This is a genomic window from Bradyrhizobium sp. 191 (assembly GCF_023100985.1).
Taxonomy (GTDB): Bacteria; Pseudomonadota; Alphaproteobacteria; order Rhizobiales; family Xanthobacteraceae; genus Bradyrhizobium; species Bradyrhizobium diversitatis.
The window spans coordinates 7,463,887-7,489,488 of sequence record NZ_CP064692.1 but is presented as its reverse complement, the minus strand read 5'-3'; the positions used below and the strand labels follow the sequence as shown (position 1 = coordinate 7,489,488).

The following is a 25,602-nucleotide window of genomic DNA, read 5'->3' as shown; positions in this document are numbered from 1 at the left end:
CCAAGCTGTGGCCGTGGAATCAATCTGAACAGGAGAAACAGAAAAACATGGTGAGCGACACGAACGTTTGGGCCGGCCAGTGCCATTGCGGCGCGGTGCGCTTCGAGGTGACGCTCAGCGACGGCTTCAATTCGATCCGCCGCTGCACTTGCTCTTACTGCCGGATGCGAGGCGCCGTCATGGCCATGGCGGAAATGAGTGGGTTCAAGTTCCTGCAGGGCGAGGACGCGCTCACAACCTACCGCTTCCATACCGGATCGGCGCAACATTTCTTCTGTTCTCGCTGCGGAATATACACGCATCATCAACGGCGATCTGACACGACATCATATGCCGTCAACGTGGCCTGCCTGGACGGGGTAAGCCCATTCGACTTTGCCGAGGTGCCCGTCATGGACGGCGTCAATCACACCAACGATACCGGCAAGCCAACGCGTCGAGCAGGCACGCTCCGGTTTATCCCGGCTGACTAAAGCGGAATGGCTTTCGCAGCGGTCGCGAACGACACCGCCGCAATCACGGCGAGCGTCCGCTTCGACACCGGCAGGATCACGCAGCCTTTTCCAGATGCTGGACGAGGCCGGCGAACAGGCCGCGGCCGTCGGTGCAGCCCATGATGTCTTCGACGTGGTTTTCCGGATGCGGCATCATGCCGAGCACGTTGCCCTTGTCGTTGACGATGCCGGCGATGGAGTGCGCCGCGCCGTTGATGTTATGGGCCTCGTCGACCACACCTTCAGGCGAACAATAACGATAGAGCACCCGCCCCTCGCCTTCGAGCCGCTTGATGGTCTCTTCGTCCGCCTCGTAATTGCCTTCGCCATGGGCGACCGGCACGCGGATCACCTGCCCGGCATTGTAGCCGCGGGTGAACGGCGTGTCGGAACGCTCGACGCGCAAATGCACGTCATGGCAGATGAATTTCAGCCGCGCGTTGCGCATCAGCACGCCCGGCAGCAGGCCGGATTCGCAGAGGATCTGAAAACCGTTGCAGACGCCGAGCACGAGCCCGCCGTTGGCGGCATAGTCGCGCACCGCATCCATCACCGGGGCCCGCGCCGCGATCGCGCCGCAGCGCAGATAGTCACCGTAGGAAAATCCGCCCGGCACCACCACGAGATCGGTGCCCGCCGGCAGCGACGTTTCGGCGTGCCACACCATCGCGGGCTCGCTGCCCGAGATCAGCCTCAACGCACGCGCCATGTCGCGCTCGCGGTTGATTCCGGGAAAGACGAGGATGGCGGCTTTCATGGCAGGGGTTCCGACGGTGGGCGGGAATCGGGGCTGGCCAAAGGGCCAATTCGTGAAGAGACATAACCATTTGACGGGGATTTTACCAGTGCTAGCCTTGGTCGCGCGCCTTGTACACAGGCGATAGTCGCATGCCGATCGGCCAGTCGTTTCGCCCGGGATTGAAGCCATGAACGTCCCGTCGCTGCCCGCGTCCCCCTCCGAGCCGGTGCCCACCGAGGGCGTCGTCGCCGCCGGCGCCTATGTCGACGGCCGGCGCGTCGCCAATATCGCCATCAGCGAGGCCTCGAGCTGGCGGGCCAAGCCCGGCCACGTGGTCTGGATCGGCCTGCACGAGCCGGACATGACGCTGCTCGGCGCGGTCCAGAAGCAGTTCGACCTGCATGAACTCGCGATCGAGGACGCCAATCACGCCCATCAGCGGCCCAAGATCGAGCAATATGGCGAGGCCCTGTTCATCGTGGCGCGCACCGCGCAACTGATCGAGGGCCGGATCGCCTTCGGCGAGACGCACATCTTCGTCGGCGAAGGCTATCTGGTCTCGGTGCGCCACGGCGCCTCGACGTCCTACACACCGGTACGCGAACGCTGCGAGAGCTGCCCGCGGGCACTCGCGCGCGGCGAGGACTACATCCTCTACGCCATCCTCGATTTTATCGTCGACAATTACTCGCCCGTGCTCGAGAGCATTCACGAGGAGGTCGAGGGCATCGAGGACGACGTGCTCTCCAAGCCCCTCAGCAAGGCGCAGATCGAGCGGCTCTACATGCTGCGCCGCGACCTGCTGCGGCTCAGGACCGCGATCGGCCCGCTGGTGGAGGTCTGCCGCCGGCTCGAGCATGATGAGCTGTCGATGGTGCGGCAGGCCATGCAGCCGCTGTTTCGCGACGTCACCGACCACGTCCGCAACATCCAGGAGCGCATCGATTCCATGCGCGAGGTGCTGGCCTTCGCCTTCGAGGCCAGCCTGCTGGTCGGCCAGGCCCAGGAGACGGCGGTGTCCAAGAAGCTCGCCTCGTGGCTCGCGATCATCGCGATCCCGACCGCGCTCGCCGGCATCTACGGCATGAACTTCAAGCACATGCCGGAGCTGGAATGGGAGTACGGCTACTACATGCTGCTCGGGGTGATGCTGACGGCATGCGGCTCGCTGTACTGGCGTTTTCGCAGCGTCGGTTGGCTGTGAGCCATCCTGCTCACCCGAGCAGCTCGACCCGATAATTCTCGATCACGGTGTTCGCCAGCAGCTTGTCGGCGGCCTCCTTCAGCGCGGCTTCCGCCTTGGCCTTGTCGGCGCCGGCGAGCTCGATGTCGAACACCTTGCCCTGGCGAACGCTGGCGACGCCGTCGACGCCAAGCGACTTCAGCGCGCCTTCGATGGCCTTGCCTTGCGGATCGAGGATGCCCGTCTTCAAGGTAACGGTGACACGTGCCTTCACGTCAAACCTCTCTCAGCTCTTCACCAGCACCGGGCCGGAGCCCTGCGGACGCTCGTTCTCCATGAGGATGCCGAGACGCTTTGCGACCTCGGTATAGGCCTCGAGCAGGCCGCCGAGATCCCTGCGGAAACGATCCTTGTCGAGCTTCTCGTTCGACTTGATGTCCCACAGACGGCAGCTATCCGGCGAGATCTCGTCGGCGACGATGATGCGCATCATCTCGTTCTCGAACAGGCGCCCGCACTCCATCTTGAAGTCGACGAGGCGGATGCCGATCCCGAGGAAGAGGCCGGTGAGGAAATCGTTGACGCGGATGGCGAGCGCCATGATGTCGTCGATCTCCTGCGGCGTCGCCCAGCCGAAGGCGGTGATGTGCTCTTCCGACACCATGGGGTCGTTGAGCTGGTCGTTCTTGTAGTAGAACTCGATGATCGAGCGGGGCAGCTGCGTGCCCTCCTCGATGCCGAGGCGCTGCGACAGCGAGCCGGCGGCGACGTTCCGCACCACCACCTCAAGCGGCACGATCTCGACCTCGCGAATCAGCTGCTCGCGCATGTTGAGCCGGCGGATGAAATGGGTCGGCACCCCGATGTCGTTGAGGTGCTGAAACAGGTACTCCGAGATCCGGTTGTTGAGGACACCCTTGCCCTCGATCACCTGATGCTTTTTCGCATTGAACGCGGTGGCGTCGTCCTTGAAGTGCTGGATCAGGGTACCGGGCTCGGGGCCTTCGTAAAGAACCTTTGCCTTGCCTTCATAAATGCGACGCCGACGGCTCATGGGGATGTACCGTGTTTTGTTGAAATCCATGAATTTGGTGTGCTCCGGTTGATTAGGATTACGACCCACAGCGGAGCTGCCGTGAACGGCTGGGAACCCATCCATAAACCCTTGGAAACAGAACGGGAACCAAGCCTTCAGGCAACCTATCCGATTGGCTGTCCGAGCACAATCGATCCGGCCGTCCGGCGCCAACTTATACCATCTTGCCTGCGGCTTAACGGCCCGTTGTTTTGCCGATTCGTGCTATCTATGTAGGCATGCAGCCGGGTCGCCGCAACGGAAGGCTCCCGCGCCATTCAGCAGGAGATTTGGAACAGGCATGAGCGAGTTCGACAAGCGCCAGGAAGGCTTCGAGAAGAAGTATGCCCTCGACGAGGAGCAGAAGTTCAAGGCGGAGGCCCGCCGCAACCGGCTGCTCGGCCTGTGGGCGGCCGAAAAGCTCGGCATTACCGGTGACGCCGCCACCGCTTATGCCAAGGAGGTGGTCGCGTCGGATTTCGAGGAGGCCGGCGATGCCGACGTCCTGCGCAAGCTGACGGCCGATTTCGCCGCCAAGAACGTCGCGGTCACCGAGCAGGCGATTCGCGCCAAGATGAGCGAACTGCTCGCGGTGGCGGCTGCCGAGGTGAAGGCGGGGAAATAAGCGCCCGCGCGTCTCCCCCACACACCGTCATTCCGGGGCGTGCGCCAGCGCGAACTCTGGTGCGCAATTGCGCACCTGAGAATCTCGAGATTCCGGATCGCCGCTGACGCGGCGTCCGGAATGACCCCAAACCTCACTCTTCCTTGAAGCCGTATTCCGGCACGTTGCCGCTGGCGCCGTAATATTTGTACGGCAGGAACTTGCCGCTCATGGTGATCTTGACGCGGTCGCCCTTCGGGTTCGGCAGGCGCTCCATCACCATGTCGAAATCGATCGCCGACATGATGCCGTCGCCGTACTCCTCCTCGATCAGCGCCTTCCATGCGGGGCCGTTGACCATCACCAACTCGTAGAAGCGGTAGATCAGAGGGTCGGTCGGCGGCATCGGCATGCCGCGCATCGGCGTCTCGTTCAGCATCGCAACTTCCGCCTTGGACAGCCCGAACAGCTCGCCGGCATTGGCGGCCTGCGGCTTCGTCAATTTCATCTGGCCGAGGATCGCGCCGACGATCAGCACTTCGGAATAGCCGCCGATCTTCTCGCAGATGTGCTTCCAGCTCCAGCCCTTCTCGCGCTTGATGTCGAGCAGTTTTTCGGTGAGGTCTTCGCGTTTCATCAGGGGTCTCCGTGTCAGGCAGTCAGTCCGGGACTGGTCCCGGAGGTCCAGGTCTGTCGTTGCTCTTCGCCGTTCGAGGCGATCGTCAATCCAGGCTTGCCGATCTGCACCATCGGAACGTTGCGAGGATCGTGATCGGGTGTCTCGGCGGCAAAGGACTTGCTGCGCGTCACCAGGAAATCGATGATGTGGTTGCGCAAGGCGTAGTAGAGCGGATGGCGGTGCAGATCGGTGCGGCCGCGATCCCGCGGCAGCGGGTTCTCGACGACCTCGGCCAGCACCGCGCCGGGACCGTTGGTCATCAGGAAGATCTTGTCGGCGAGATAGATCGCCTCATCGACGTCATGGGTGATCATGAACGCAGTCTGCCCGGTCTCCAGGCAGATGCGCCGCACCTCGTCCTGAAGCGTGCCGCGCGTCAGCGCGTCCAGCGCCGAGAACGGCTCGTCCATCAGCATCATCTTCGGCGTGATCGACAGCGCCCGCGCGATGCCGACGCGCTGCTTCATGCCGCCCGACAGCTCCGACGGCCGCTTGTGCTCGGAGCCGGTGAGACCGACGAGATCGATGAAGGTCTGCGCATGCGCCCTCACCTTGGCGCGATCCCACCTCCGCCATTTCGAGCTGACGGCATAGGCGACGTTGCCGAGCACGGTGCGCCAGGGCAGAAGCGCGTGGCTCTGGAAGATCACGGCGCGGTCGAGGCTGGTGCCCGAGATCGCCTGGCCGTCGACGATGACGGCGCCCTCGCTCGGCGCATCGAGGCCGGCGAGGATGTTGAGCACGGTGGTCTTGCCGCAGCCGGAATGGCCGATCACGCAACAGAACTCGCCGCGCGCCATCGAAAGCCACAGGTTCTCGAATACGGTTGTCGTCGCGCCGCCCGCACCGGGATAACGCTTGGCGATGCCTTCGATGGAGACGAATTTGTCGGTCACTTGCCCTACTCCGGAAACGTGACCATGCGCGTGAAGCGCGCGAGGATCTGGTCGAGCAGCATGCCGATGACCCCGATCAGCAGGATCGCGATGATGACGTTGGTGATCGAGAGGTTATTCCACTCGTTCCAGACGAAGTAGCCGATGCCGGTGCCGCCGACGAGCATCTCGGCTGCGACGATCACGAGCCAGGCGATGCCGATCGAGATGCGCATGCCGGTCAGGATCGTCGGTGCCGCCGCGGGCAGGATCACCGTGAAGGCGCGCCTGACGGTCCCGACCTCCAGCGTCCGAGCGACGTTGATCCATTCCTTGCGCACGCTGGCAACGCCGAAGACGGTGTTGAGCAGCATCGGCCAGATCGAGCAGATGAAGATGACGAAGATCGCGGAGACCGAGGAATCCTTGATGGTGTAGAGCGCGAGCGGCATCCAGGCCAGCGGCGAGATCGGCTTCAGCACCTGGATGAAGGGATCGAGCGCCTTGCTGAGCAGCGCCGACATGCCGATCAGGAAGCCGAGCGGAATTGCGACCAGCACGGCCAGCAGATAGCCGGCGCCGACCCGCGCGATGGAATAGCCGAGCTGGATGCCGAGCCCCTTGTCGTTCGGCCCGTTGTCGTAGAACGGCCGCTTCATATGCTCCCAGAGCTTGGCACCGACGTCGAGCGGTCCGGGCATCGCCGATTTGCCCTGCGTCGCGGTCAGGCCCATCAGCTTGGCGTATTCGGGGCTCATCGTCGCCGTCGTGCCGGTCGAGCGCGTGGCGAGATGCCAGACGCCGAGAAAGACGGCGAGCAGCACGATGGAGACGAGGCCGGCGCGGAGACGGAGGGAGGATGTTGTCATCTCCCTCTCCCCGCTTGCGGGGAGAGGGTCGGGGTGAGGGGGAGCCTCCGCAGGGACGGTGAGAGCGGTACTCGCGGAGAGTCCCCCTCACCCGATCGCTTCGCGATCGACCTCTCCCCGCAAGCGGGGCGAGGTGAAGAGAGAACGACGATCATCACGACTGCTTCCTGATCTTGAAGCTCGCCACATAATCCTCCGGCTTGGCCGGATCGAAGGTCTTGCCCATCACCGCGAAGGACTTGTACGCGCTTGCAGGCGGCGACAGCCCCATCTCGGTCATCAGCTTCTTGGTGTCGGTGGCGAGGTACACCTGCTCGGCGATCGCCTTGTAGTCGACGTCGCCCTTGATCTGGCCCCAGCGCTTCATCTGCGTCAGCATCCACACCGCGAAGGACTGCCAGGGAAACGGATCGAAATCGACCCGCTTGGGATCGGTCTTCACCCCGCCGAGGCCGTCGGCATAGGTGCCGGTCAAGACCTGCTCCAGCACCGTGACCGGCGCGTTGATGTAGTTCGCAGGCGCGATCGCCTCCGCGATCTGCTTGCGGTTCTCCGCCTTCGACGCATAGGCGGTGGCATCGACGATGGCCCGCGTCAGCGCCGCAAAGCTGTTCGGCGCCGTCGTGATGAATTCGCGGCTGGCGGCGAAGCTGCAGCAGGGATGACCGTCCCAGATCTCCTTGGACAGGATGTGCATGAAGCCGACGCCGTCATAAATCGCGCGCTGGCAGATGTTGTCGGGCGCGAGGAAGCCGTCGATGTTGTCGGCGCGCAGGTTCGCCACCATTTCCGGCGGCGGCACCGAGCGCAACTGCACGTCGGTATCAGGGTCGAGCCCGTGCTCGGCGAGATAATAGCGCAGCAGATAATTGTGCATGGAATAGTCGAAGGGAATGGCGAACTTCATGCCCTTCCAGTCTTTCGGGTCGCGCTTGTCCTTGTGCTTCATCGCAAGCGTGATGCCCTGCCCGTTGATGTTCTCGATCGCAGGCACCGCGAACGGAATGGCATTGGCACCCAGGCCGAGCGAGATCGCGATCGGCATCGGAGCCAGCATATGCGCGGCGTCGTATTCCTTGTTGATGGTCTTGTCGCGAACCACGGCCCAGCCTGCCGTCTTCACCACTTCGACATTGAGGCCGTGCTTGGAATAGAAGCCGAGCGGAGCCGCCATGATGATCGGCGTTGCGCAGGTGATGGGAATGAAGCCGACCTTGAGGTCCTTCTTCTCGGGCGCGCCGGTCGCGGCGAAGACCTCCGTCGCCGTCTTGAGCGGGAAGAATTGCGACAGCGCCGCGAGCGCGGTCGACGCACCGACAGATTTCAGGAAGGCGCGGCGCGCCACGTCCTGCGGAAACATCGCGCGCATCACGGCGGAGGCGACGACACCCTCGTAGCGCTTCTCCTCGCTTTCGACAGGCTCGCAGCGCAGCGCCGCGGCTGCCTGGTCATGCTCTGCCGCGGATCGGTGCTGGCCACAGGCACAGCCGGCCCGAAGGTTGCGGTCGGGATCAAATGGATTGTCGAACGTGGACATCAGCCCTCCTGCGCGTCGTTGCGAGGAAGAATTACGCAAGGAGCATGCCACGGCCTCCAGATCGGCCAGCGCCTTGACGACGCAGCACTTTCGATCGAGCTTGGCCACTACGAAAATTCGTGATAAACGAGATTTCGTAGTTCAATTACGAGATTTCGCAATGGCAACGACGCCAATGCCCGTCCACGACGACGTGGCTCCCCCGATCGATCCGCGCATCGCAGCGTTCGAATCCTCGGTCGAGGCGACACTGCTGGTCGATCCCTTCAGCGACCAGATCGTCGATGCCAATCCCGCCGCCTGCTCCCTGCTCGGCTATGACCGCGCGCTGCTGCGGCAGACCAGGCCCAGCACACTCCACGCCGGCGAGCTTCCGGCCCTCACCGTCTTCACCCAGGCCGTGCTGCACAAGGGCGCCTACTGGACCACGGCACTCACTCCCCGCCACGCGACGGGGCAAGATCTCCAGCTCGAATATGCAGGCTGCGTGCTGCCGCATGACGGCCGCACGCTGCTGCTGCTCACGCTGACCGATCTCGACGCGCGCCGTCGGCGCAATGTCGATGCCGCCGCCGAGGATCACATGCGCAGCGGCATATCGACCTGGCAGCGGGTCGAGCGCGTCTTTCAGGACATCGAGCGCGAGAACCAGCTGATCCTGCGCGCCGCCGGCGAAGGCATCTATGGCGTGAACGCGGAAGGAAAGACTACCTTCGTGAACCCCGCGGCGGAGCGGATGCTGGGCTGGACCGCCGAAGAGCTGGTCGGCAAGGAGATCCACCCGATCGTGCACCACACCCACCACGACGGCCGCCATTATCCCGATCACGACTGCCCGATCTATGCGGCGTTCCGTGACGGCGCCGTGCATCAGGTCGATGGCGAGGTGTTCTGGCGCAAGGACGGCTCGCCGGCCTGGGTCGAATACACCTCCACGCCCATCCGCGACCGCGGCGTCGTGGTCGGCGCGGTCGTCGTGTTTCGCGACGTCAGCCAGCGACGCGAGGCCGACGAGAAGCTGCATGCGGCGCTCGCCGAAGTCGATCGCCTGCGCGAGCGGCTCGAATTGGAAAACGCCTATCTGCAGGAGGAGATCCGCATCGAGACCAATCCGCGCGGCATCATCGGTGGAAGCGAGGCGATCCAGAAGACGCTGCGCCAGGTCAAGCTGGTGGCGCCGACCACGGCGGCGGTGATGATCACCGGCGAATCCGGCACCGGCAAGGAGCTGATCGCGCGCGCCATCCACGAGGACTCGACCCGCAGCGACCGGCCGCTGATCCGGGTCAACTGCGCCGCGATCCCGCGCGAATTGTTCGAGAGCGAGTTCTTCGGCCACGTCCGCGGCGCCTTCACCGGTGCAATGCGCGATCGCATCGGCCGCTTCGAGCTCGCCGACGGCGGCACGCTGTTTCTCGACGAGGTCGGCGAAATCCCGCTGGAATTGCAGGGCAAGCTGCTGCGCGTGTTGCAGGAAGGCCATTTCGAGCGCGTGGGACAAGAACGCACGCGCGCGGTCGACGTCCGCGTCATCGCCGCGACCAATCGCGACCTCAAGCAGGAGGTCCAGCGCGGCCGTTTCCGCGAGGACCTGTATTTCCGCCTCAACGTGTTCCCGATCGAGACCGTCCCCTTGCGCGAACGGCGCGAGGATATTCCGTTGCTCGCGCAGCACTTCCTGACGCGCGAGGGCAAGGCGCTGAAGTCGAACCTGCGTCTGTCCGAGGGCGATGCGCGGCGACTGACCCGCTACGACTGGCCCGGCAATGTCCGCGAATTGCAGAATGTGATCGAGCGCGCTGCGATCCTGTCCCAGAACGGCCGTCTGCGCATCGATCTGCCCGACGGCTCCGGCGCGCAGGTTCTGACCGGCGCCGCACGCCCGGAGGCCGATGCGCGCCCGGCGGTCATGACCTCATCCGAGATGCGCGAGCATGAGCGCGCCAACATCCTGGCTGCACTCGAGGCCTGCTCGGGAAAAGTCTTTGGCCCCGGCGGCGCGGCCGAAATGCTCGATATCAAGCCGACCACGCTCGCCTCGCGGATCAAGGCGCTGGGAATTATGCCTCGTCCGCCGCATGCGGCCCATCCTTCGAGACGCCCGCCATAGGCGGGCTCTTCAGGATGAGGGCGGAGTGCGCGGCAACGGAAGCAACAGACACCGATGCCGCTTAGCCTCATCCCGAGGAGACCGCGAAGCGGTCGTCTCGAAGGACGAGGCGCGCGCTCAGGCCGCCTTGGTCGTCACGTCAGCTGCAATCGGCAATCCCTGCTCGATCGGCAGCGACGGATCGCGCGACCATTCGTTCCAGGAGCCGAAATACATCCGCACGTCCTTCACGCCGGCATTCTTCAGCGCCAGGAACGTGTTCGAGGCGCGCGCCCCCTTGAAGCAGTAGAGGTAGACCGGCGTGGTCTGCGAGATGCCGACGGTGGCGCATTCCGCCAGGATCTCGTCCTTGGACTTGAAGCGCGGCCCTTCGCCGGTTGGCTTCATCATGCGGTACCATTCCAGCCACACCGCGCCGGGAATGCGGCCCTTGCGCGGGCAGAAGTCCTTCCCATAAGGAGACGAGCTGTCGCCGATCCACTCGTCGACGTCGCGCACGTCGAGGATGGCGATGCCCGGCTTGCCGACGGCGGCGAGCATGGTCTTGGCGTCGATCAGGATCTCGCCGGCTTCAGGCACGATCGCGAACGAAGCCGCGGCCGGGGTCGGGACATCCTTGGTCACCGGGAAGCCCGCGGCCGACCAGGCATCGAAGCCGCCATGCAGCACCTTCACCTTGGGATAGCCGAGCATGGTGAGCAGGTAATAGCCGCGGCAAGACTGGCCGAAGCCGGAATTCATCGACTGCTCGTAGATGACAGCCGTCTCCTTGCCGGAAAGTCCGGCGCCGCCGAACGCATCGGCGAACTTGGTCTTCAGCTCGGCCATGCCCTCGGGCGTGGAGGTCGCCAGGAACGTGAAAATCTCGTGCACGTTGACGGCGCCCGGCAGATGGCCGGCGGCGTAGGCGTCGGGATTGCGGGTGTCGATGACGACACACGGCTCAGTCTTCAAGAGATCGGCGAGTTCGACGGCAGTGATCAGGACGTCAGTCATGGCAGCCTCTCCGTTGAGGTTGGGGGTCTTCGGGTGGACTCGTAGAACTCAAGAACTTGGAACTCAGGACTCGGCGAGCATCTTGCGCAGCTGCTTGGTGGCCGGCGTGACGATCGCGACGAAATAGGCCTCGCGCATGCGCCGCTGCGCGCGGTGGCTTTTGAGGTAGCCGCGCGCGCCACAATGCAGCATCGCCGCATGCGCCGCCGCGACGCTGGCCTCGCCGGCGCGAAGCCGCAGCGCGATCACCTTGCGCCAGTAGGTCTCCTCCTCGTTGTAGGGATCGCGCGCCAGCGCCATGGTCTCGGCCTCGAGTTCGGCGGCGAGATCGCGGAAATGCACCGGCTGCTGCGGCAGATAACGGTTGATATGGCCGAGGGGACTGTCGACCTCGTCCATGATGTTGATGCAATCCTTGATGAGGCCGAGCGCCATGCCGGCCTGGAGCAGGATGAAGCCGGCACGGATCTTCTTGACGAAGGGCCCGGCCGGATCGGCCAGGATCAGCTCGTCCGGCACGAACACGTCGCGGAACTGCACGCCATAAGTGCCGGTGCCGTCCATGGCAAGGAACGGCTTGCACGGCGTCAGCGTGATCGCGGGGTCCGAGCAGTCGGCCAGGAACATCACGGTGCCCGGCTCGCCACTTGCGGTGCCCTGGTCGTCCTCACGCTCGAAGATGGTGCCGAAATAATGGTCGGGACCGAGATTGGAGACCCAGGGCAGCGCGCCGCGCACGATATAGCCGCCCTCGACCTTGCGCCCCTTCAGCTTCAATTTCTCGATGCCGAAGAAGCTCTTCATGGGGTTGGAGAGCCCGGTGCCGCCGAGCACGCGCCCGGTCGAGAAGGCATCGCCGAAGCGTTTGGCGAGCTTCAGGTTCGTCGAGTTCGCCGCGTACCAGACCAGCGTGTCCTGGCACCAGGCCATGAAGGCCGTGGCGCCGCAGACTTCCCCGATCGCGGCCATCGCCTGGATGGCGCAGCGTAGATCGGCGGGGCCTTCGTGCGGCACGTGACTGCCCCACGCTCCGACCGCGCCGAACTTGCGCAGCACCTCGGCCGGATAGACCGTACCGTCGTCGATACCAGCGGCGAGCGGCGCGAGCTGCTCGCGCGCGATCCGCGCCACCTCGCCCGCAATGGACGGTGCGGGCTGATCCAGAACTGCGGCCCGCGATAAAGCCAGTGAACCCATGATCGTCTCCCGCACCTTGTCCTGATTGCCGTCTGCTAGATGCCGACCTCGAGATTGACCGGCCGGGTGAAGGTGTTGGCGACCGGCGACCATTTCTTCACATGGGCAACCAGCGCATTGATCTCGTCCTGCGAGACGCCCTCGCATTCCATGTCGACCTTGACGCGGACATCGGTGAATCCGACCGGCTTGTCGGAGGTGTCGCCGGTGCCCCAGACCGCGGTGATGTTGAGATCACCTTCGAGTTCCAGCTCGAGCTTGTTGACGATCCAGCCGCGATGCACGGCATTGGCGTGCAGGCCGACCGCGAGGCAGGAGCCGAGCGCGGCGAGCGAGGCTTCGGACGGATTGGGCGCGGTGTCGTCGCCCAGCAGCCCCGGCGGCTCGTCGACGATGTAGGGCGGCAGGTTGCGGATGTAGTTGGCGTGGCGGAACTTGCCTTCCGCGACCGTCTTGCACTTCAAGGTCTTGATGACCTTCGGATTCGCCTTGCCGCTCGCGATCAGCTGCTCGAGCCCATTCTTGTCGATGGGCGCGAGGCACCCCGTCAGCACTGTCTTTTGAACGACGGCAGTCATCAGTCTTCTCCCTGGCAGAAGTGGAAATCGGTAGGATACCGAACGGTCTGTTTCCTTGCATGGAGCGTGCCAGAAGCAGCCAAAAGCGAAATGCGAAGCATTGGAGCCGCTTAAGCGTCGCTGCCTGCCGATTGGCCAGCCCCCTCCTGCTCAAAGCCGGAGCAGATGACTGAGCGGATGCGAATCTTTTCAGCGCCAACCAGATGCGGCTTGCTGATGTGATGCAGCTGCGATTAAGTTGCAGCCCATGGCAAAGACGTCATCGAAGAAGAATTCGAACTCGCCCCACGCCGGCGCAGGCGACGACGAATCCGCGCGCGGGCGCCTGCTCAGTGCCGCGACGCATCTGTTCTGCAAGAACGGCATCAACGCCACCGGCATCGATGCGATCATCGAGGAAGCCGGCACCGCGAAGACCACGCTCTACAAATTGTTCGGCTCCAAGACCAATCTCGTCAACGCCGTGCTGGAAAGCGAAGGCAAGCAGTGGCGCGAATGGTTCATCGGCGCCATGGAGCAAGGCGGCGGCGATGCACAGGCGAAGCTCACGCGCATCTTTCCCGCGCTGAAGAGCTGGTTCGCGGAGGAGCGCTTCTACGGTTGCCCCTTCATCAACGCGGTCGGCGAGCACGACAAGGACGCCAAGCAGTTTCGCAACATCGCGCTGAAGCACAAGAAGATCGTGCTCGGCCATATCGAGAAGCTCGCCGGCGAGCTCGGCTCGAACGAGCCTGCGGTGCTCGCGCATCAGCTTGGCCTGATCATCGATGGCGCGATCGTCGCAGCCATGATCTCGCGCGACCCGGGCGTGGCCGATACGGCGGCACTCACGGCAGGTCCCCTGCTCGGCCAATCCAAGCCGAAGAAGAAGCGGGCGGCGGAGCAACTCGAGGCGGTCTGAGTCCGTAGGGACGGTTAGGAAACGCAACCGATCCCGTCTCTTCAGCGTCACGCGGGTATTCGAATGATGGTGTCCGCGTCCAGTGGGTCAGCCAGGCTTACCGACTCCTCGACCTGCGCACTCGTCGTCGCCACGGAGGCGGGTGTCCGCAACCAGCAAGCTGCTCCGCGCGCATAGTGCGTGTGTTCCGGCGCGTTGCCACTCAGAAGACGACTTGCCGTGTCGGTTCCTTTGGGCGACACTGGCCATATTTCAGAGAACGTATTTTTCGAGAGGGCGTGATGCCCGAGATACTGGAAGTCATGCTGTGGTGTGCCGCGCTCGCGACGTGGCTGATGCTTCTCTTCGCGTTCCTGGGCGATGCCTTGAAGCCGCTCGCAAGGAGCATCCGTCGAGCGATCGAGGACGCATTCAAGCCCCACGTGAAGTGACGCCGTCTACGTTGCCCGGTCCAGGCTGAATCGGCCTGGCCCGGTGACGAAGATCAACATCGCGCCTCCCATGATCGAGATGTTCTTCAGGAAATTGTTGTATTGACCAATCTGCTGCGCCCCGGCGGGATATTCCCAGTAGCGGTGCGCGATCACTGTCGCCATCAGCACGAACACGAACATCAGAACTGCGCAGTAGCGCGTGCCGAGACCGAATATCAGACCAAGGGATATGAGGACCTCGACCGCTATGTTGATGATGGTGAACAGCTCAGGTGCTGGAAGGTTCAACGATCTGAAATAGCCCACCGAGCCGCCGAAATTGGATAGCGCTCCGTACGCGCTTCCGACGAATACCCACGCAAGTAGAATGCGGCCGATCAAGATCAGCACGCCCGCTCTCCTTGTGGCGAACTCGTCGAGCGCCCGCGACTCCAATTGGGATTTCACTGAAAGAATCCCCCTGCTGTCCACGACCGGCTGAACACGTCCACGGCGAGAGCCAGCCTAGCATGATTGGCGGATCGCACGAAGCGCTCAGACCGCGCGCAGGCCAAGCCGCCGCTCACGAGTGTCAGCGGAGTTGACGCATATTCGTGGGACGTAGCGGAGCGCCTGGAGCCTGCTGCTACGGAGCGCTCGATCCGTCGGCCATCATCGCCGCAAGCCGCACCAGCTCCGCCTCGATATCGCGCTCCACATCGGCTGCGCGGACGTCGAGCACCCGATAGTCCCGCGCCTCCAGCCAGGTCCGCCGTCCCGCGCGGTCGGCCGCAATCGCCTCGCTCTCGCCCGGGTTGACCAGCTCGACCGCGATCCGGTGCGGGAACGAGACGAAGTCCGGGATGTGGCGCCCGACCGGGGTCTGGCGCTTGAACTGGCCGGCGAAGCGGCGGTCGCGGGTCAGCGCCTGCCACAGCAGGCGCTCGGCGTCGGTCGGGTTGCGGCGGAGCAGGCGAGCAAGGCCGCGCACGGTCGAGCCACTGTCGGGCACGCCGCCGCCCTGCCCGTGCTCGGCCAAGAGCGCGCGCAGGCGCGTGGCCTGCTCGCCGTCGAGCACGCCGCCCTTGGCCGGGCCCTTGCGTCCCTCCGCGATCGCCATCACCACCCCGTGCAGGGTGTGCATGTCCTGCTTGGTCGGCTCCATGCGGGTGAAGATGTTACGCAGGTTCACCAGCATGGTGTCGCGCTTCTCGGCCGGGCGCAGGAATTCGACCTTGTCGAGTTCGCGCACGAGATTGTCGAAGAAGGCCTGCATCTGGTGCTGCGAGGCGCGCTCGGACCGTTCCGGCATGGCGTGGGGCAGCTCGCCGGATGTGGCCCGCTTGAACCATTCGTAGCCGATCAACAGCACGGCCTGGGCGAGATTGAGCGAGGCAAAGCCCGGATTGACCGGGAAGGTGATGATGCGGTTGGAGAGGCCGACCTCCTCGTTGGTCAGGCCCCAGCGCTCCCGGCCGAACAGGATGCCGCACCTGCCGCCGGTCGCGACGTGCCCGGCGATCTCGCTGGCTGCGGCTTCCGGCCCGACCACCGGCTTGGCCTGGTCGTGGGGGCGTGCCGTGGTGGCGAACAGGAGGTCGAGGTCGGCGACCGCCTGCTCCACCGTGTCGAACAATTCGACCTTCTCCAGAATATGGTCGGCGCCGGCCGCGGCGCGCTGGGCGGCGATGTTGGGCCAGCCGTCCCTGGGGTTGACGATGCGAAGCCGGCCGAGAGCAAAGTTGCCCATGGCGCGCGCGGCCATGCCGATGTTCTCGCCGAGCTGCGGCTCGACCAGGATGACGATGGGACCGTCGAGGGATAGACCCGCCTTGCTCTTGTCAGTCCCCGACATCTCGCTTCGCTTTCACACTGTCTCTCAAGGCCTTGGCCAGGCGCTCTCAGGAATTGATTCAAGCCGCGCCTTCCGGCCGGCCCTGCCCGCCTGTCGTTTGCCTGTCCTGACGAAATTCTCAAGGGAAATAACGGGTTGGATTCGACTTTTGAATCTCGCTGGGAACGCGAGCCCGGGCCCGACTGCGGCCCGGCCGGCCGCTCCCCATCTGCGGAAGCTTGATGAGCTAAAAGTGCATAATCCCTTGGCTTTCGCCCGCCGCGCGGCGATGCTAAGAGGCGGCGGATATTCCCGTGGCGCGCCAAAAGCGCCGTTCCCAAGAGGCTTCCCCGATCATGGCAAAAATCAAGGTATCCAATCCCGTCGTCGAACTCGATGGCGACGAGATGACCCGGATCATCTGGCAGTACATCAAGGACAAGCTGATCAACCCGTTCCTGGATGTCGAGCTGCTCTATTTCGACCTGGGGATGGAATACCGCGACCACACCAACGATCAGGTCACCATCGACGCCGCCGAGGCGATCAAGAAGGTCGGCGTCGGCGTGAAGTGCGCCACAATCACCCCGGACGAGGCCCGGGTGAAGGAGTTCAACCTCAAGCAGATGTGGAAGTCGCCGAACGGCACCATCCGCAACATCCTCGGCGGCGTGATCTTCCGCGAGCCGATCATCTGCAAGAACGTGCCGCGCCTGGTTCCCGGTTGGACCAAGCCGATCATCATCGGCCGCCACGCCTATGGTGACCAGTACCGCGCCACCGACATCAAGTTCCCGGGCAAGGGTACCCTCTCGCTGAAGTTCGTCGGCGAGGACGGCACCGTGATCGAGAAGGAAGTGTTCAAGGCGCCCGGCGCCGGCGTTGCCATGGAGATGTACAATCTCGACGACTCCATCATCGACTTCGCCCGCGCCTCCTTCAACTACGGCCTGCTCCGCAACTACCCGGTGTACCTGTCGACCAAGAACACGATCCTCAAGGTCTATGACGGCCGCTTCAAGGACATCTTCCAGGAGATCTTTGACAAGGAGTTCAAGAAGGACTTCGACGCCAAGGGCCTGACCTACGAGCACCGCCTGATCGACGACATGGTGGCCTCGGCGCTGAAATGGTCCGGCGGCTATGTCTGGGCCTGCAAGAACTACGACGGCGACGTGCAGTCCGACACGGTCGCGCAGGGCTACGGCTCGCTCGGCCTGATGACCTCGGTGCTGCTCACCCCCGACGGCAAGACGGTGGAAGCCGAAGCCGCCCACGGCACGGTGACGCGGCACTACCGCGAGCACCAGAAGGGCAAGGAGACCTCGACCAACTCGATCGCCTCGATCTTCGCCTGGACCCGTGGCCTCGCCCACCGCGCCAAGCTCGACAACAATGCCGAGCTGGCGAAGTTCGCGAGCACGCTGGAGAAGGTCTGCGTCGACACCGTCGAGGCCGGCTACATGACCAAGGACCTCGCGCTCCTGGTCGGCGCCGACCAGCGCTGGCTCTCGACCACGGGCTTCCTCGACAAAGTCGCGGAGAACCTGACGAAAGAGCTGGCGTAAGCTCAGCTGTCATGCCCCGGCTCGACCGGGGCATCCAGTACGCCGCAGCCCATCGGCTGACTCACCGCCGCCTCTGGAAATCGGGATAGGGGGGAGTCTCGCGACTCCTCCCCTCCCACACCACCGTACGTACGGGTCCGTATACGGCGGTTCGGCGGATTATGCGGTGCGCTGAGCTGCGATGGACACCAGACCGAGTGAACCGAAGAGGGCGATTGGCAAGGCCATGTTGAGCGCGGGGCTGTTCGCGAGCCGCCAAGGGCCACGTGGGCTGCTGGCGGTCTTTGCCGCCAGAACCCGGCCGACGCCGCGGCGTCGCAACTCGGCAAAGCGAGCGGGTCCGCGCTTCCATTGCTTCCAGACGACGGCGCGCAACCGCCGCCTGATCCATTCATCAAGCGCGCGCAACACCGACGGAGTTTGGCAGAAGCCGAAGTAGCCGCGCCATCCTTTGAGATAGACGGACAGCTCCTTGACGCTCTGCGCGAGGCTTCGGCCGCCCGTGCGTCGCGTCAGCTCCCGAACCTTCGCCTTGAAGCGGGCGACGGCCTGCGGCGCGATACGCCGTCGTGGCGGCTGCTCCCATGTAAAGCTAAAGCCCAGGAACTTGCGGACACTCGGTTTGGCGACCGCGCTCTTGGCCTTGTTGACCTTCAGCTTGAGACGCTTTGCAAGGAACTTCTCGATGCCGGCCATCACCCGCTCACCCGCTTTCTGACTACGCACATAGACGTTGCAGTCATCGGCGTAACGCACGAAGCGATGTCCGCGCTTCTCCAATTCCTTGTCCAACACATCCAGCATCAGGTTCGACAACAGCGGCGAGAGCGGGCCACCCTGCGGCGTCCCCTCCTCAGTCGGGCTGACCAGTCCTCCCTCCATCACACCCGCGGTCAGAAAGCCGCGGATCAACTTCAGGAGGCGCTTGTCAGCAACTCTCTTGGCCACAAGCCCCATCAGGATGTCGTGGTTGACCCGGTCGAAGAACTTTTCCAGATCGATGTCCACGACAACGGCGTGCCCGGACGCAATGTAGGTCTGCGCCCGTTCCACCGCCTGATGCGCCGAGCGGGTCGGCCGGAAGCCGAAGCTCGCCTCGGAGAACGTTCCGTCCCAATCTGCCTGCAACACCTGCATCACCGCTTGCTGGATAAAGCGGTCGAGTACCGTCGGGATGCCGAGCGGCCGCAGGCCGCCCGATGCCTTCGGTATCTCCACCCGCCGCACCGGCTGTGGCTTGTAGGTGCCATCAAGCAACTGGGCGCGGATCGTGAGCCAGTGCTCCTTCAGGTAGGCCGGCAGTTCGTCGACGGTCATTCCGTCGACGCCCGCCGTACCCTTGTTGCGCTTCACTTGCGCCAACGCTTTCTTCAGGTTCTCACGCTCGACTACTGCTTCCATCGACGGCCCTGCGACCGCCGGGCGTTCGAGACTGGCCCCCGCCGCACTTGCTTCGACCTCTTGGGCGGCGGTATTCGGGGCTTCACCCCTTGTTCCGGTGCCCAAGTTCAGCTCGACCTGAGTTTTCTGTCGCATGGCTCGCGCGAGATGACCGCTCTACTGACCACTTCCACCGTTCGGGCCTTCAGCGGCGCGCTGCCGCCCACTATGCCCTCTGCTGACTTCTGCACGGCGGTCAGATCGCCTTGCGACGACCTCAGTCCCGTTGCCGGGACACCGCACAGACCTCCCGAGGTAAGACCGACCGCCTTCGCCGCACGCCCGCCGGATTTACCACCCCGACCCTTGATGACTATGGACTTCGCGATCAGTAGCTCGCTCGTCCGGCCGGGTAGGCCTCGTTATCCGGTAATTGTCCATCGAGCCGCGGCTTTGCTCCACGCTGTCTTCAGACCCCACCTCGCGATGACGCCCTTGCGCTTCGCTAACCCTTCGCCGTCATCAGGCTGGGTAGAGGACTTCCACCTCCAAGCTGTCGTTCATACTCGGCACACTACTGGGTCGTCCGGTCAAGCCGGACGACGACAGCGGAGGCGGCGTTGGCCGCTCCCCATATCTTCCAAGGTACGAGCGTTGGCCTCAGCCCGCTCCGCCTTCCTCCCCCGCCTGCGCCAGCTCCGCCAGCGCGAGATCGCCGGTGTCGGCGAGCCGTGCCTTGGCGGTGGTATGGACGTGGTCGGCGAGCGTCGGCATGCGCGCGATCAGCGCGTGAAAATCCTGGGCGTCGAGCACGAGCAGCCGGGTCTTGCGGGTCGCCGTCACCGTGCCGCTGCGCTTTGTTTTGTGAAGCAGCGCGATCTCGCCGAAGAAGGTGCCGTCGCTAAGGCGCACATGCTGGCTCGGCAGCGCGATCTCGACCTCGCCGGCGGTGATGAAATACATCGACGAGGCGACATCGCCCCGCCGCACCAGGATCTCGCCCTGCTCGATGGTGCGCGCGCGCAATAGGCGCATGATGTCGGCGATCTCCGCGGCCGACAGATGCGAGAACAGCGGCACCCGCGCCAGCATGCCCCAGGTGACGACGAAATCGCGCCGCTTCACCTCTTCCGCGAATGCGGTCGAGATGATCGCGACCGGCAGCGCGATCATGGCGAAGCCGGCGATGATGGCGAAGGTGGAGACGAACTTGCCGAGCGGCGTCACCGGCACGACGTCGCCATAGCCGACGGTGCCGAGCGTGACGATCGCCCACCACATCGCCTGCGGAATGGTGCCGAGCTTGTCGGGCTGCACGTCGCGCTCGATGGCGTAGAGCAGCGAGGCGAAGGTCAGCACCGCGCCGATCAGGATGACGATGCAGCCGATCAGCGCGCGCCGCTCGGCATGCACGGCCGCAAGCAGCGAGCGCATCGCCGGCGAATAGCGGATCAGCTTGAAGAACGGCAGCACGCCGAGCGCGGCCAGCGTCGCATGCCCGCCGGTGGCGAGCACGATTGCGGCGGGCAGGAACGCCATGAGATCGATGATGCCGAGCGCGGAGAAGGCGTAGCCGAGCCGGTCGGCCAGCGCGGAGCCCTTGCGCTGGGTGTGCCCCGCCACCGTCCACAGCCGCGCCGCATATTCCAGCGCGAACACGATCACGGACAGGACGGTGATGGCTGCGAACAGCGTGCCGAACTGCGCATCGAGCTCCGGCACCGAGGCGAGGATCATCGCGGCCACATTGAGCACGATGATCCCGATGATCAGCTGGATGAAGCGCGACCCGACCGAATAGGCCAAGGGATCGTGCTCCAGCAGATCGTAGAGGCGATCCCGAAATTCGGGATCGCGAAGCCCACGTCCGCGCGGAACGGGGGCCATGGCGACTTAAGCGCCCGCCATCGCTTTTTCGATCGCGGTGAGCGCGGCGGCCGCCTTGGCGCCATCGGGGCCGCCGGCCTGGGCCATGTCGGGCCGGCCGCCGCCGCCCTTGCCGCCGAGCGCCTCGGAGGCGATGCGCACGAGGTTCACGGCGTTGAAGCGCGCGGTCAGGTCCTGCGTCACGCCGACCACCACACCGGCCTTGCCGTCCTCGGTGACGCCGACGATGGCGACAACGCCCGAGCCGATCTGCTTCTTGCCGTCGTCGGCGAGGCTCTTGAGATCCTTCATCTCGATGCCTTCCACGGCACGCGCCATCAGCTTGACGTCGCCGACCTCGCGCACGCCCGAGGCTGCGCCGTTGCCGGCAGATGCGCCGCCGCCCATTGCGAGCTTCTTGCGGGCGTCGGACAACTCGCGCTCGAGCTTCTTGCGATCCTCCATCAGCGCGGCGATGCGCGCCGGCACGTCGTCGAGAGAGGTGCGCAGCTCGTTCGCCGCGGTCTTCGCCAGCGCCATGGTCTCGTTGGCGTGCCTGCGCGCGTAATTCCCGGTCAGCGCCTCGATGCGGCGCACGCCCGAGGCGACCGCGCTTTCGCCCGTCAGCGTGATCAGGCCGATATCGCCGGTGCGCTTCACGTGGGTGCCGCCGCAGAGCTCGACCGACCAGCCGAGCGCGTTGGCGCCGCGCTCGCGCGCAGTCCTGCCCATCGAGACGACGCGGACCTCGTCGCCGTATTTCTCGCCAAACAGCGCACGTGCACCGGCCTCGCGGGCCTCGTCCACGCCCATGATGCGGGTCGTGACCTCGTCGTTCTCCAGCACAACGTCGTTGGCGATGTCCTCGACGCGGGCGAGCTCCTCCGGCGTGATCGGCTTCGGATGCACGAAGTCGAAACGCAAGCGGTCGGGCGCGACCATCGAGCCGCGCTGGGCGATGTGATCGCCGAGCACCTGGCGCAGCGCCTCGTGAATGAGGTGGGTCGCCGAGTGATGCGCGCGGATCGAGGAGCGCCGCGAATGATCGACCTCGAGCTGCAGCGCGCTGCCGAGCCTGATTTCGCCGCTCTCGACCGTGCCGATGTGAACGAAGAAATCGCCGAGCTTCTTCTGCGTGTCGGTGACGCGGAACTTGACGCCGCCCTCACCCGTCAGCACGCCGGTGTCGCCGACCTGGCCGCCGGACTCCGCATAGAACGGCGTCTGGTTGAGCACGATCGCGCCCGTCTCGCCGGCCTTGAGGCTGGCGACTTCGTGGCCGTCCTTGACCAGCGCGGACACCACGCCTTCGGCGCTCTCGGTCTCGTAGCCCAGGAACTCGGTCGCACCCAGCTTCTCGCGCAGCGGGAACCAGACCGCCTCGGAAGCCGCCTCGCCCGAGCCCTTCCAGGACTCGCGCGCCTTCACCTTCTGGCGCTCCATCGCATCCGTGAACGCCGCCTGGTCGACGCCGATGCCGCGCGACTTCAGCGCGTCCTGCGTCAGGTCCAGCGGGAAGCCGTAGGTGTCGTAGAGCGTGAAGGCGACGTCGCCGTCGAACATGTCGCCCTTCTTCAGGCCCGCGCTCTTCTCATCCAGAATGGCCAAGCCGCGCGAAAGAGTCTTGCGGAAGCGGGTTTCTTCCAGCCGCAGCGTTTCCTCGATCAGATTCTCCGCGCGCATCAGGTCGGGATAGGCCTGGCCCATCTCGCGCACCAGCGCCCAGACCAGCCGATGCATCAGCGGCTCTTTCGCACCCAGCAGCTGCGCATGGCGCATCGCGCGGCGCATGATCCGGCGCAGCACGTAGCCGCGGCCCTCGTTCGAAGGCAGCACGCCGTCGGAGACGAGGAAGGCCGAGGAGCGTAGGTGATCGGCGATGACGCGGAACGAGGCCACGGTCTGCTCGTTCGGCCCGGTGCCGAGCGCGGACGCCGTCGCATCGATCAGGTTCTTGAACAGGTCGGTCTCGAACACGCTCTCGACGCCCTGGAGGATGCAGGCCATGCGCTCCAGGCCCATGCCGGTGTCGATCGAGGGACGCGGCAGCGGCTGGCGCTCCTCCTTCGTCACCTGCTCGAACTGCATGAACACGAGATTCCAGAATTCGAGGAAGCGGTCGCCGTCCTCCTCCGGCGAGCCCGGAGGCCCGCCCCAGATGTGCTCGCCGCGGTCGATGAAGATCTCCGAGCACGGGCCGCACGGGCCGGTGTCGCCCATCGCCCAGAAATTGTCCGAGGTCGGGATGCGGATGATGCGGTCTTCGGAGAAGCCGGCGATCTTCTTCCACAGCCCCGCCGCCTCGTCGTCGGTGTGGTAGACCGTGACGAGCAGCTTGTCCTTCTTCAGCCCGAACTCGGTGGTGATCAGCTTCCAGGCGAGCTCGATCGCGCGCTCCTTGAAATAGTCGCCGAACGAGAAATTGCCGAGCATCTCGAAGAAGGTGAGATGGCGCGCGGTGTAGCCGACATTGTCGAGGTCGTTGTGCTTGCCGCCGGCGCGCACGCATTTTTGCGAGGTGGTGGCGCGCTGATAGGGCCGCTTCTCCACGCCGGTGAAGACGTTCTTGAACTGCACCATGCCGGCATTGGTGAACATCAACGTGGGGTCGTTGCGCGGCACCAATGGCGAGGACGGCACGATCTCGTGGCCGTTCTCGGCAAAGAAGTTCAGAAAGGTCGACCTGATCTCGTTGACGCCGCTCATGTTCATCCAATCGGGTGTGCTTGGACCCGCTTCCTGCCATCCAAACCAGAGGTTAGGGCTGATATCTGCGGGCCAGAGCGCTTTTAGACAAGGCCTGCTTCAGTGTCCAGAAACTGTGCAAGGAGATCAGAGGGTTGCCGCAGGCGCGCAATCCCGGTTGAAAAGGCGAAACCGCCGCGTTGACAGGCTTGGCCGGCCTGTGGTCTGTAACCATCTATATCGTACGGCCACGTCGGGAGAGACCGGCTTCACTGCCGGCGCCGAAGGAGCAACCGCCCCGGAAACTCTCAGGCAAAAGGACCGCGTGGCTTTGACAGCATCTGGAAAGAGGCGCCGACGGGCCTAACAACCCGGGTGGCACCCGCCGACGGGATAATACTCTCAGGCACAGCGACAGATGGGGCTTCGACAGGTTGGCCCGGGGAATCGTCCCCGGGGAACCGCCGAGGACCCCTGTGATGCCAGTACCCGACGACCAGAAATCGCTCCGACAGACGCCCCTCCACGCCCTGCATGTGTCCCTCGGCGGCAAGATGGTGCCGTTCGCGGGCTACGACATGCCCGTGCAGTATCCTGCCGGCGTGCTGAAGGAGCACCTCCATACGCGCGCCGCGGCCGGCCTGTTCGATGTCTCCCATATGGGGCAGCTCGCGCTCCGGCCGAAGTCCGGCAAGGTCGAGGACGCCGCCCGCGCGCTGGAACGGCTGGTGCCGCAGGACATCGTGGCAATCGCGCCGGGACGGCAGCGCTACGCCCAGTTCACCAATGCGGACGGCGGGATTCTCGACGATCTCATGGTCGCCAATTTCGGCGATCACCTGTTCCTGGTCGTCAACGCCGCCTGCAAGGACGCGGACGAGGCGCATCTGCGCGCGCACCTCGCGGACGACTGCGTCATCGATTCTCTTGCCGACCGCGCGCTGATCGCGCTGCAGGGCCCGAAGGCGGAAGCGGCGCTGGCGAAATTGTGTGCAGAGGCGCCGTCGATGACATTCATGGATGCCGGCCCGCATGAGGTCGCCGGCGTCAAATGCTTCGTCTCGCGCTCCGGCTATACCGGCGAGGACGGCTTCGAAATCTCCGTTCCCGCCGCCGACGCCGAGCGCCTCACCAGGACGCTGCTCGAAAACCCGGACGTGCTGCCGATCGGCCTCGGCGCCCGCGACAGCCTGCGGCTCGAAGCCGGGCTCTGTCTCTACGGCCACGACATCGACACCGCGACCACGCCGGTCGAGGCCGCGCTGGAATGGTCGGTGCAGAAGAGCCGGCGCAGCGGCGGGTTGCGCGCCGGCGGTTTTCCCGGCGCCGACAAGATCCTTGCGCATTTCGATAGCGGCGCATCCCGCCGCCGTGTCGGCCTGCGCGCCGAAGGCCGCGCGCCGGTGCGCGAGGGCGCGCCGCTGTTTGCGGACGCGGCCGGCGGCGAGCCGATCGGCAAGGTCACCTCAGGCGGTTTCGGCCCGAGCCTGAATGCGCCGGTCGCGATGGGCTATGTGCCCACGAATCTGAGTGCGCTCGGCACCAAACTCTTCGCCGAGGTGCGCGGCCAGCGACTGCCGCTCGCAGTCGCCGCCATGCCCTTCGTGAAAAACACTTACAAACGCTGAGGACAAGACAATGACCACGACGCTGTACACCTCCGACCACGAATGGCTCGCGATCGACGGCGATACCGCCACGGTCGGCATCACCGACTACGCCCAGCAGCAGCTCGGCGACGTCGTATTCGTCGAATTGCCCAAGGTCGGCCGCAGCTTGAAGAAGGCTGAAGCCGCCGCGGTCGTGGAATCGGTGAAAGCCGCCTCCGACGTCTACGCGCCTGTTACGGGCGAAGTGCTCGAGGCCAACGAGGCGCTCGCCGCCGAGCCGGCGCTGGTCAATTCGGACGCGCAGGGCGCGGCCTGGTTCTTCAAGATCAAGATGGCCGACAAGAGCGAGCTCGGCAGCCTCATGGATGAGGCTGCCTACAAGGCGCACACGGCGTGAGATGACGAGGAC

Annotated in this window: 24 protein-coding genes and 1 riboswitch; of the genes, 9 read left to right on the top strand and 15 right to left on the bottom strand. The window is 64.8% G+C overall.

What is annotated here, in order from left to right:
• Positions 1-47: 47 nt before the first annotated feature.
• Positions 48-473: a GFA family protein gene (locus IVB23_RS35085; protein WP_061882960.1), complete on the top strand. Its 426-nt coding sequence runs from the start codon at positions 48-50 to the stop codon at positions 471-473.
• Between the two features lie 76 nt (positions 474-549).
• Here the strand turns inward: IVB23_RS35085 and purQ are convergent, their stop codons facing one another.
• Positions 550-1,251, bottom strand: coding sequence for a phosphoribosylformylglycinamidine synthase subunit PurQ (purQ, locus tag IVB23_RS35080; RefSeq protein WP_197967337.1), 702 nt, complete (start codon positions 1,249-1,251; stop codon positions 550-552).
• 169 nt (positions 1,252-1,420) lie between these two features.
• Between purQ and IVB23_RS35075 the strand changes: the two genes are divergently transcribed.
• Positions 1,421-2,437 carry a magnesium and cobalt transport protein CorA gene (locus IVB23_RS35075; protein WP_028178834.1) on the top strand — a complete coding sequence of 339 codons (1,017 nt, stop codon included), beginning with the start codon at positions 1,421-1,423 and terminating at the stop codon, positions 2,435-2,437.
• A gap of 10 nt (positions 2,438-2,447) precedes the next feature.
• Here IVB23_RS35075 and purS read toward each other — a convergent pair whose 3' ends face one another.
• Both purS and purC read right to left on the bottom strand, forming a co-directional pair.
• Positions 2,448-2,690, bottom strand: coding sequence for a phosphoribosylformylglycinamidine synthase subunit PurS (purS, locus tag IVB23_RS35070; protein ID WP_025037302.1), 243 nt, complete (start codon positions 2,688-2,690; stop codon positions 2,448-2,450).
• 12 nt (positions 2,691-2,702) lie between these two features.
• The gene (gene purC, locus IVB23_RS35065; RefSeq protein WP_173015815.1) at positions 2,703-3,470 is read right to left on the bottom strand and encodes a phosphoribosylaminoimidazolesuccinocarboxamide synthase; all 768 of its coding nucleotides are present in this window, start codon (positions 3,468-3,470) and stop codon (positions 2,703-2,705) included.
• A gap of 322 nt (positions 3,471-3,792) precedes the next feature.
• Between purC and IVB23_RS35060 the strand changes: the two genes are divergently transcribed.
• A complete protein-coding gene (locus IVB23_RS35060) occupies positions 3,793-4,116 on the top strand; it encodes a DUF1476 domain-containing protein (RefSeq protein ID WP_061882963.1) in 324 nt (107 codons plus the stop codon).
• Positions 4,117-4,249: 133 nt separating this feature from the next.
• On the opposite strand, the gene cynS is transcribed toward IVB23_RS35060, so the two are convergent.
• From cynS to IVB23_RS35040, 4 genes are all read right to left on the bottom strand, one after another.
• Complete coding sequence (gene cynS / locus IVB23_RS35055) at positions 4,250-4,732, bottom strand: cyanase (RefSeq protein ID WP_050991028.1); 483 nt, start codon at positions 4,730-4,732, stop codon at positions 4,250-4,252.
• A 14-nt stretch (positions 4,733-4,746) separates the two neighbouring features.
• A complete protein-coding gene (locus IVB23_RS35050) occupies positions 4,747-5,670 on the bottom strand; it encodes an ABC transporter ATP-binding protein (RefSeq protein ID WP_247801544.1) in 924 nt (307 codons plus the stop codon).
• A 5-nt stretch (positions 5,671-5,675) separates the two neighbouring features.
• Positions 5,676-6,518, bottom strand: coding sequence for a nitrate ABC transporter permease (gene ntrB, locus IVB23_RS35045; RefSeq protein WP_247801543.1), 843 nt, complete (start codon positions 6,516-6,518; stop codon positions 5,676-5,678).
• 154 nt (positions 6,519-6,672) lie between these two features.
• Positions 6,673-8,055, bottom strand: coding sequence for a CmpA/NrtA family ABC transporter substrate-binding protein (locus IVB23_RS35040; protein WP_247801542.1), 1,383 nt, complete (start codon positions 8,053-8,055; stop codon positions 6,673-6,675).
• 160 nt (positions 8,056-8,215) lie between these two features.
• Between IVB23_RS35040 and IVB23_RS35035 the strand changes: the two genes are divergently transcribed.
• Positions 8,216-10,165, top strand: a complete 1,950-nt coding sequence (locus IVB23_RS35035) for a sigma 54-interacting transcriptional regulator (protein ID WP_247801540.1) — start codon at positions 8,216-8,218, stop codon at positions 10,163-10,165.
• 117 nt (positions 10,166-10,282) lie between these two features.
• On the opposite strand, the gene IVB23_RS35030 is transcribed toward IVB23_RS35035, so the two are convergent.
• The 3 genes from IVB23_RS35030 to IVB23_RS35020 form a co-directional block, all read right to left on the bottom strand.
• On the bottom strand, positions 10,283-11,161 hold the full coding sequence (locus IVB23_RS35030) for a sulfurtransferase (RefSeq protein WP_061882968.1): 879 nt from the start codon (positions 11,159-11,161) through the stop codon (positions 10,283-10,285).
• 63 nt (positions 11,162-11,224) lie between these two features.
• Positions 11,225-12,358 carry an acyl-CoA dehydrogenase family protein gene (locus IVB23_RS35025; protein ID WP_061882969.1) on the bottom strand — a complete coding sequence of 378 codons (1,134 nt, stop codon included), beginning with the start codon at positions 12,356-12,358 and terminating at the stop codon, positions 11,225-11,227.
• 35 nt (positions 12,359-12,393) lie between these two features.
• The gene (locus IVB23_RS35020; protein ID WP_061882970.1) at positions 12,394-12,936 is read right to left on the bottom strand and encodes an OsmC family protein; all 543 of its coding nucleotides are present in this window, start codon (positions 12,934-12,936) and stop codon (positions 12,394-12,396) included.
• A gap of 247 nt (positions 12,937-13,183) precedes the next feature.
• Here IVB23_RS35020 and IVB23_RS35015 point away from each other — a divergent pair, with 247 nt between their 5' ends.
• The gene (locus IVB23_RS35015; RefSeq protein WP_061882971.1) at positions 13,184-13,837 is read left to right on the top strand and encodes a TetR/AcrR family transcriptional regulator; all 654 of its coding nucleotides are present in this window, start codon (positions 13,184-13,186) and stop codon (positions 13,835-13,837) included.
• 281 nt (positions 13,838-14,118) lie between these two features.
• On the top strand, positions 14,119-14,268 hold the full coding sequence (locus IVB23_RS35010; RefSeq protein ID WP_197488810.1) for a hypothetical protein: 150 nt from the start codon (positions 14,119-14,121) through the stop codon (positions 14,266-14,268).
• Between the two features lie 6 nt (positions 14,269-14,274).
• Here IVB23_RS35010 and IVB23_RS35005 read toward each other — a convergent pair whose 3' ends face one another.
• Positions 14,275-14,718, bottom strand: coding sequence for a DoxX family protein (locus tag IVB23_RS35005; RefSeq protein ID WP_247801539.1), 444 nt, complete (start codon positions 14,716-14,718; stop codon positions 14,275-14,277).
• Between the two features lie 178 nt (positions 14,719-14,896).
• Positions 14,897-16,105, bottom strand: coding sequence for a TrmJ/YjtD family RNA methyltransferase (locus IVB23_RS35000; protein WP_247801537.1), 1,209 nt, complete (start codon positions 16,103-16,105; stop codon positions 14,897-14,899).
• Between the two features lie 335 nt (positions 16,106-16,440).
• Between IVB23_RS35000 and IVB23_RS34995 the strand changes: the two genes are divergently transcribed.
• Positions 16,441-17,652, top strand: coding sequence for an NADP-dependent isocitrate dehydrogenase (locus tag IVB23_RS34995; RefSeq protein ID WP_061882974.1), 1,212 nt, complete (start codon positions 16,441-16,443; stop codon positions 17,650-17,652).
• Positions 17,653-17,811: 159 nt separating this feature from the next.
• On the opposite strand, the gene ltrA is transcribed toward IVB23_RS34995, so the two are convergent.
• The 3 genes from ltrA to alaS all read right to left on the bottom strand — a co-directional run bounded on the left by ltrA (position 17,812) and on the right by alaS (position 23,604).
• Positions 17,812-19,188 (bottom strand): group II intron reverse transcriptase/maturase, encoded by a 1,377-nt coding sequence (ltrA, locus tag IVB23_RS34990; RefSeq protein ID WP_247799886.1) that lies wholly within the window; start codon positions 19,186-19,188, stop codon positions 17,812-17,814.
• Positions 19,189-19,692: 504 nt separating this feature from the next.
• Complete coding sequence (locus tag IVB23_RS34985; protein ID WP_247801535.1) at positions 19,693-20,919, bottom strand: cyclic nucleotide-gated ion channel; 1,227 nt, start codon at positions 20,917-20,919, stop codon at positions 19,693-19,695.
• 6 nt (positions 20,920-20,925) lie between these two features.
• Entirely contained in the window at positions 20,926-23,604 is a 2,679-nt protein-coding gene (gene alaS, locus IVB23_RS34980) for an alanine--tRNA ligase (protein ID WP_247801533.1), read from the bottom strand.
• Positions 23,605-23,827: 223 nt separating this feature from the next.
• Positions 23,828-23,916: riboswitch (glycine riboswitch) on the top strand.
• Between the two features lie 146 nt (positions 23,917-24,062).
• Here alaS and gcvT point away from each other — a divergent pair.
• Positions 24,063-25,211: a glycine cleavage system aminomethyltransferase GcvT gene (gcvT, locus tag IVB23_RS34975; RefSeq protein ID WP_247801531.1), complete on the top strand. Its 1,149-nt coding sequence runs from the start codon at positions 24,063-24,065 to the stop codon at positions 25,209-25,211.
• A 10-nt stretch (positions 25,212-25,221) separates the two neighbouring features.
• A complete protein-coding gene (gene gcvH, locus IVB23_RS34970) occupies positions 25,222-25,590 on the top strand; it encodes a glycine cleavage system protein GcvH (RefSeq protein WP_197967327.1) in 369 nt (122 codons plus the stop codon).
• Positions 25,591-25,602 lie beyond the last annotated feature (12 nt).

What these genes read in the sequence shown, in the direction of transcription:
- IVB23_RS35085 (WP_061882960.1), top strand. Translation starts at nt 48, where the DNA reads ATGGTGAGCGACACGAACGTTTGGGCCGGCCAGTGCCATTGCGGCGCG.
- purQ (WP_197967337.1), bottom strand. Translation starts at nt 1,251, where the DNA reads ATGAAAGCCGCCATCCTCGTCTTTCCCGGAATCAACCGCGAGCGCGAC.
- IVB23_RS35075 (WP_028178834.1), top strand. Translation starts at nt 1,421, where the DNA reads ATGAACGTCCCGTCGCTGCCCGCGTCCCCCTCCGAGCCGGTGCCCACC.
- purC (WP_173015815.1), bottom strand. Translation starts at nt 3,470, where the DNA reads ATGAGCCGTCGGCGTCGCATTTATGAAGGCAAGGCAAAGGTTCTTTAC.
- IVB23_RS35060 (WP_061882963.1), top strand. Translation starts at nt 3,793, where the DNA reads ATGAGCGAGTTCGACAAGCGCCAGGAAGGCTTCGAGAAGAAGTATGCC.
- cynS (WP_050991028.1), bottom strand. Translation starts at nt 4,732, where the DNA reads ATGAAACGCGAAGACCTCACCGAAAAACTGCTCGACATCAAGCGCGAG.
- ntrB (WP_247801543.1), bottom strand. Translation starts at nt 6,518, where the DNA reads ATGACAACATCCTCCCTCCGTCTCCGCGCCGGCCTCGTCTCCATCGTG.
- IVB23_RS35040 (WP_247801542.1), bottom strand. Translation starts at nt 8,055, where the DNA reads ATGTCCACGTTCGACAATCCATTTGATCCCGACCGCAACCTTCGGGCC.
- IVB23_RS35035 (WP_247801540.1), top strand. Translation starts at nt 8,216, where the DNA reads ATGGCAACGACGCCAATGCCCGTCCACGACGACGTGGCTCCCCCGATC.
- IVB23_RS35030 (WP_061882968.1), bottom strand. Translation starts at nt 11,161, where the DNA reads ATGACTGACGTCCTGATCACTGCCGTCGAACTCGCCGATCTCTTGAAG.
- IVB23_RS35025 (WP_061882969.1), bottom strand. Translation starts at nt 12,358, where the DNA reads ATGGGTTCACTGGCTTTATCGCGGGCCGCAGTTCTGGATCAGCCCGCA.
- IVB23_RS35020 (WP_061882970.1), bottom strand. Translation starts at nt 12,936, where the DNA reads ATGACTGCCGTCGTTCAAAAGACAGTGCTGACGGGGTGCCTCGCGCCC.
- IVB23_RS35015 (WP_061882971.1), top strand. Translation starts at nt 13,184, where the DNA reads ATGGCAAAGACGTCATCGAAGAAGAATTCGAACTCGCCCCACGCCGGC.
- IVB23_RS35010 (WP_197488810.1), top strand. Translation starts at nt 14,119, where the DNA reads ATGCCCGAGATACTGGAAGTCATGCTGTGGTGTGCCGCGCTCGCGACG.
- IVB23_RS35000 (WP_247801537.1), bottom strand. Translation starts at nt 16,105, where the DNA reads ATGTCGGGGACTGACAAGAGCAAGGCGGGTCTATCCCTCGACGGTCCC.
- IVB23_RS34995 (WP_061882974.1), top strand. Translation starts at nt 16,441, where the DNA reads ATGGCAAAAATCAAGGTATCCAATCCCGTCGTCGAACTCGATGGCGAC.
- ltrA (WP_247799886.1), bottom strand. Translation starts at nt 19,188, where the DNA reads ATGCGACAGAAAACTCAGGTCGAGCTGAACTTGGGCACCGGAACAAGG.
- IVB23_RS34985 (WP_247801535.1), bottom strand. Translation starts at nt 20,919, where the DNA reads ATGGCCCCCGTTCCGCGCGGACGTGGGCTTCGCGATCCCGAATTTCGG.
- alaS (WP_247801533.1), bottom strand. Translation starts at nt 23,604, where the DNA reads ATGAGCGGCGTCAACGAGATCAGGTCGACCTTTCTGAACTTCTTTGCC.
- gcvT (WP_247801531.1), top strand. Translation starts at nt 24,063, where the DNA reads ATGCCAGTACCCGACGACCAGAAATCGCTCCGACAGACGCCCCTCCAC.
- gcvH (WP_197967327.1), top strand. Translation starts at nt 25,222, where the DNA reads ATGACCACGACGCTGTACACCTCCGACCACGAATGGCTCGCGATCGAC.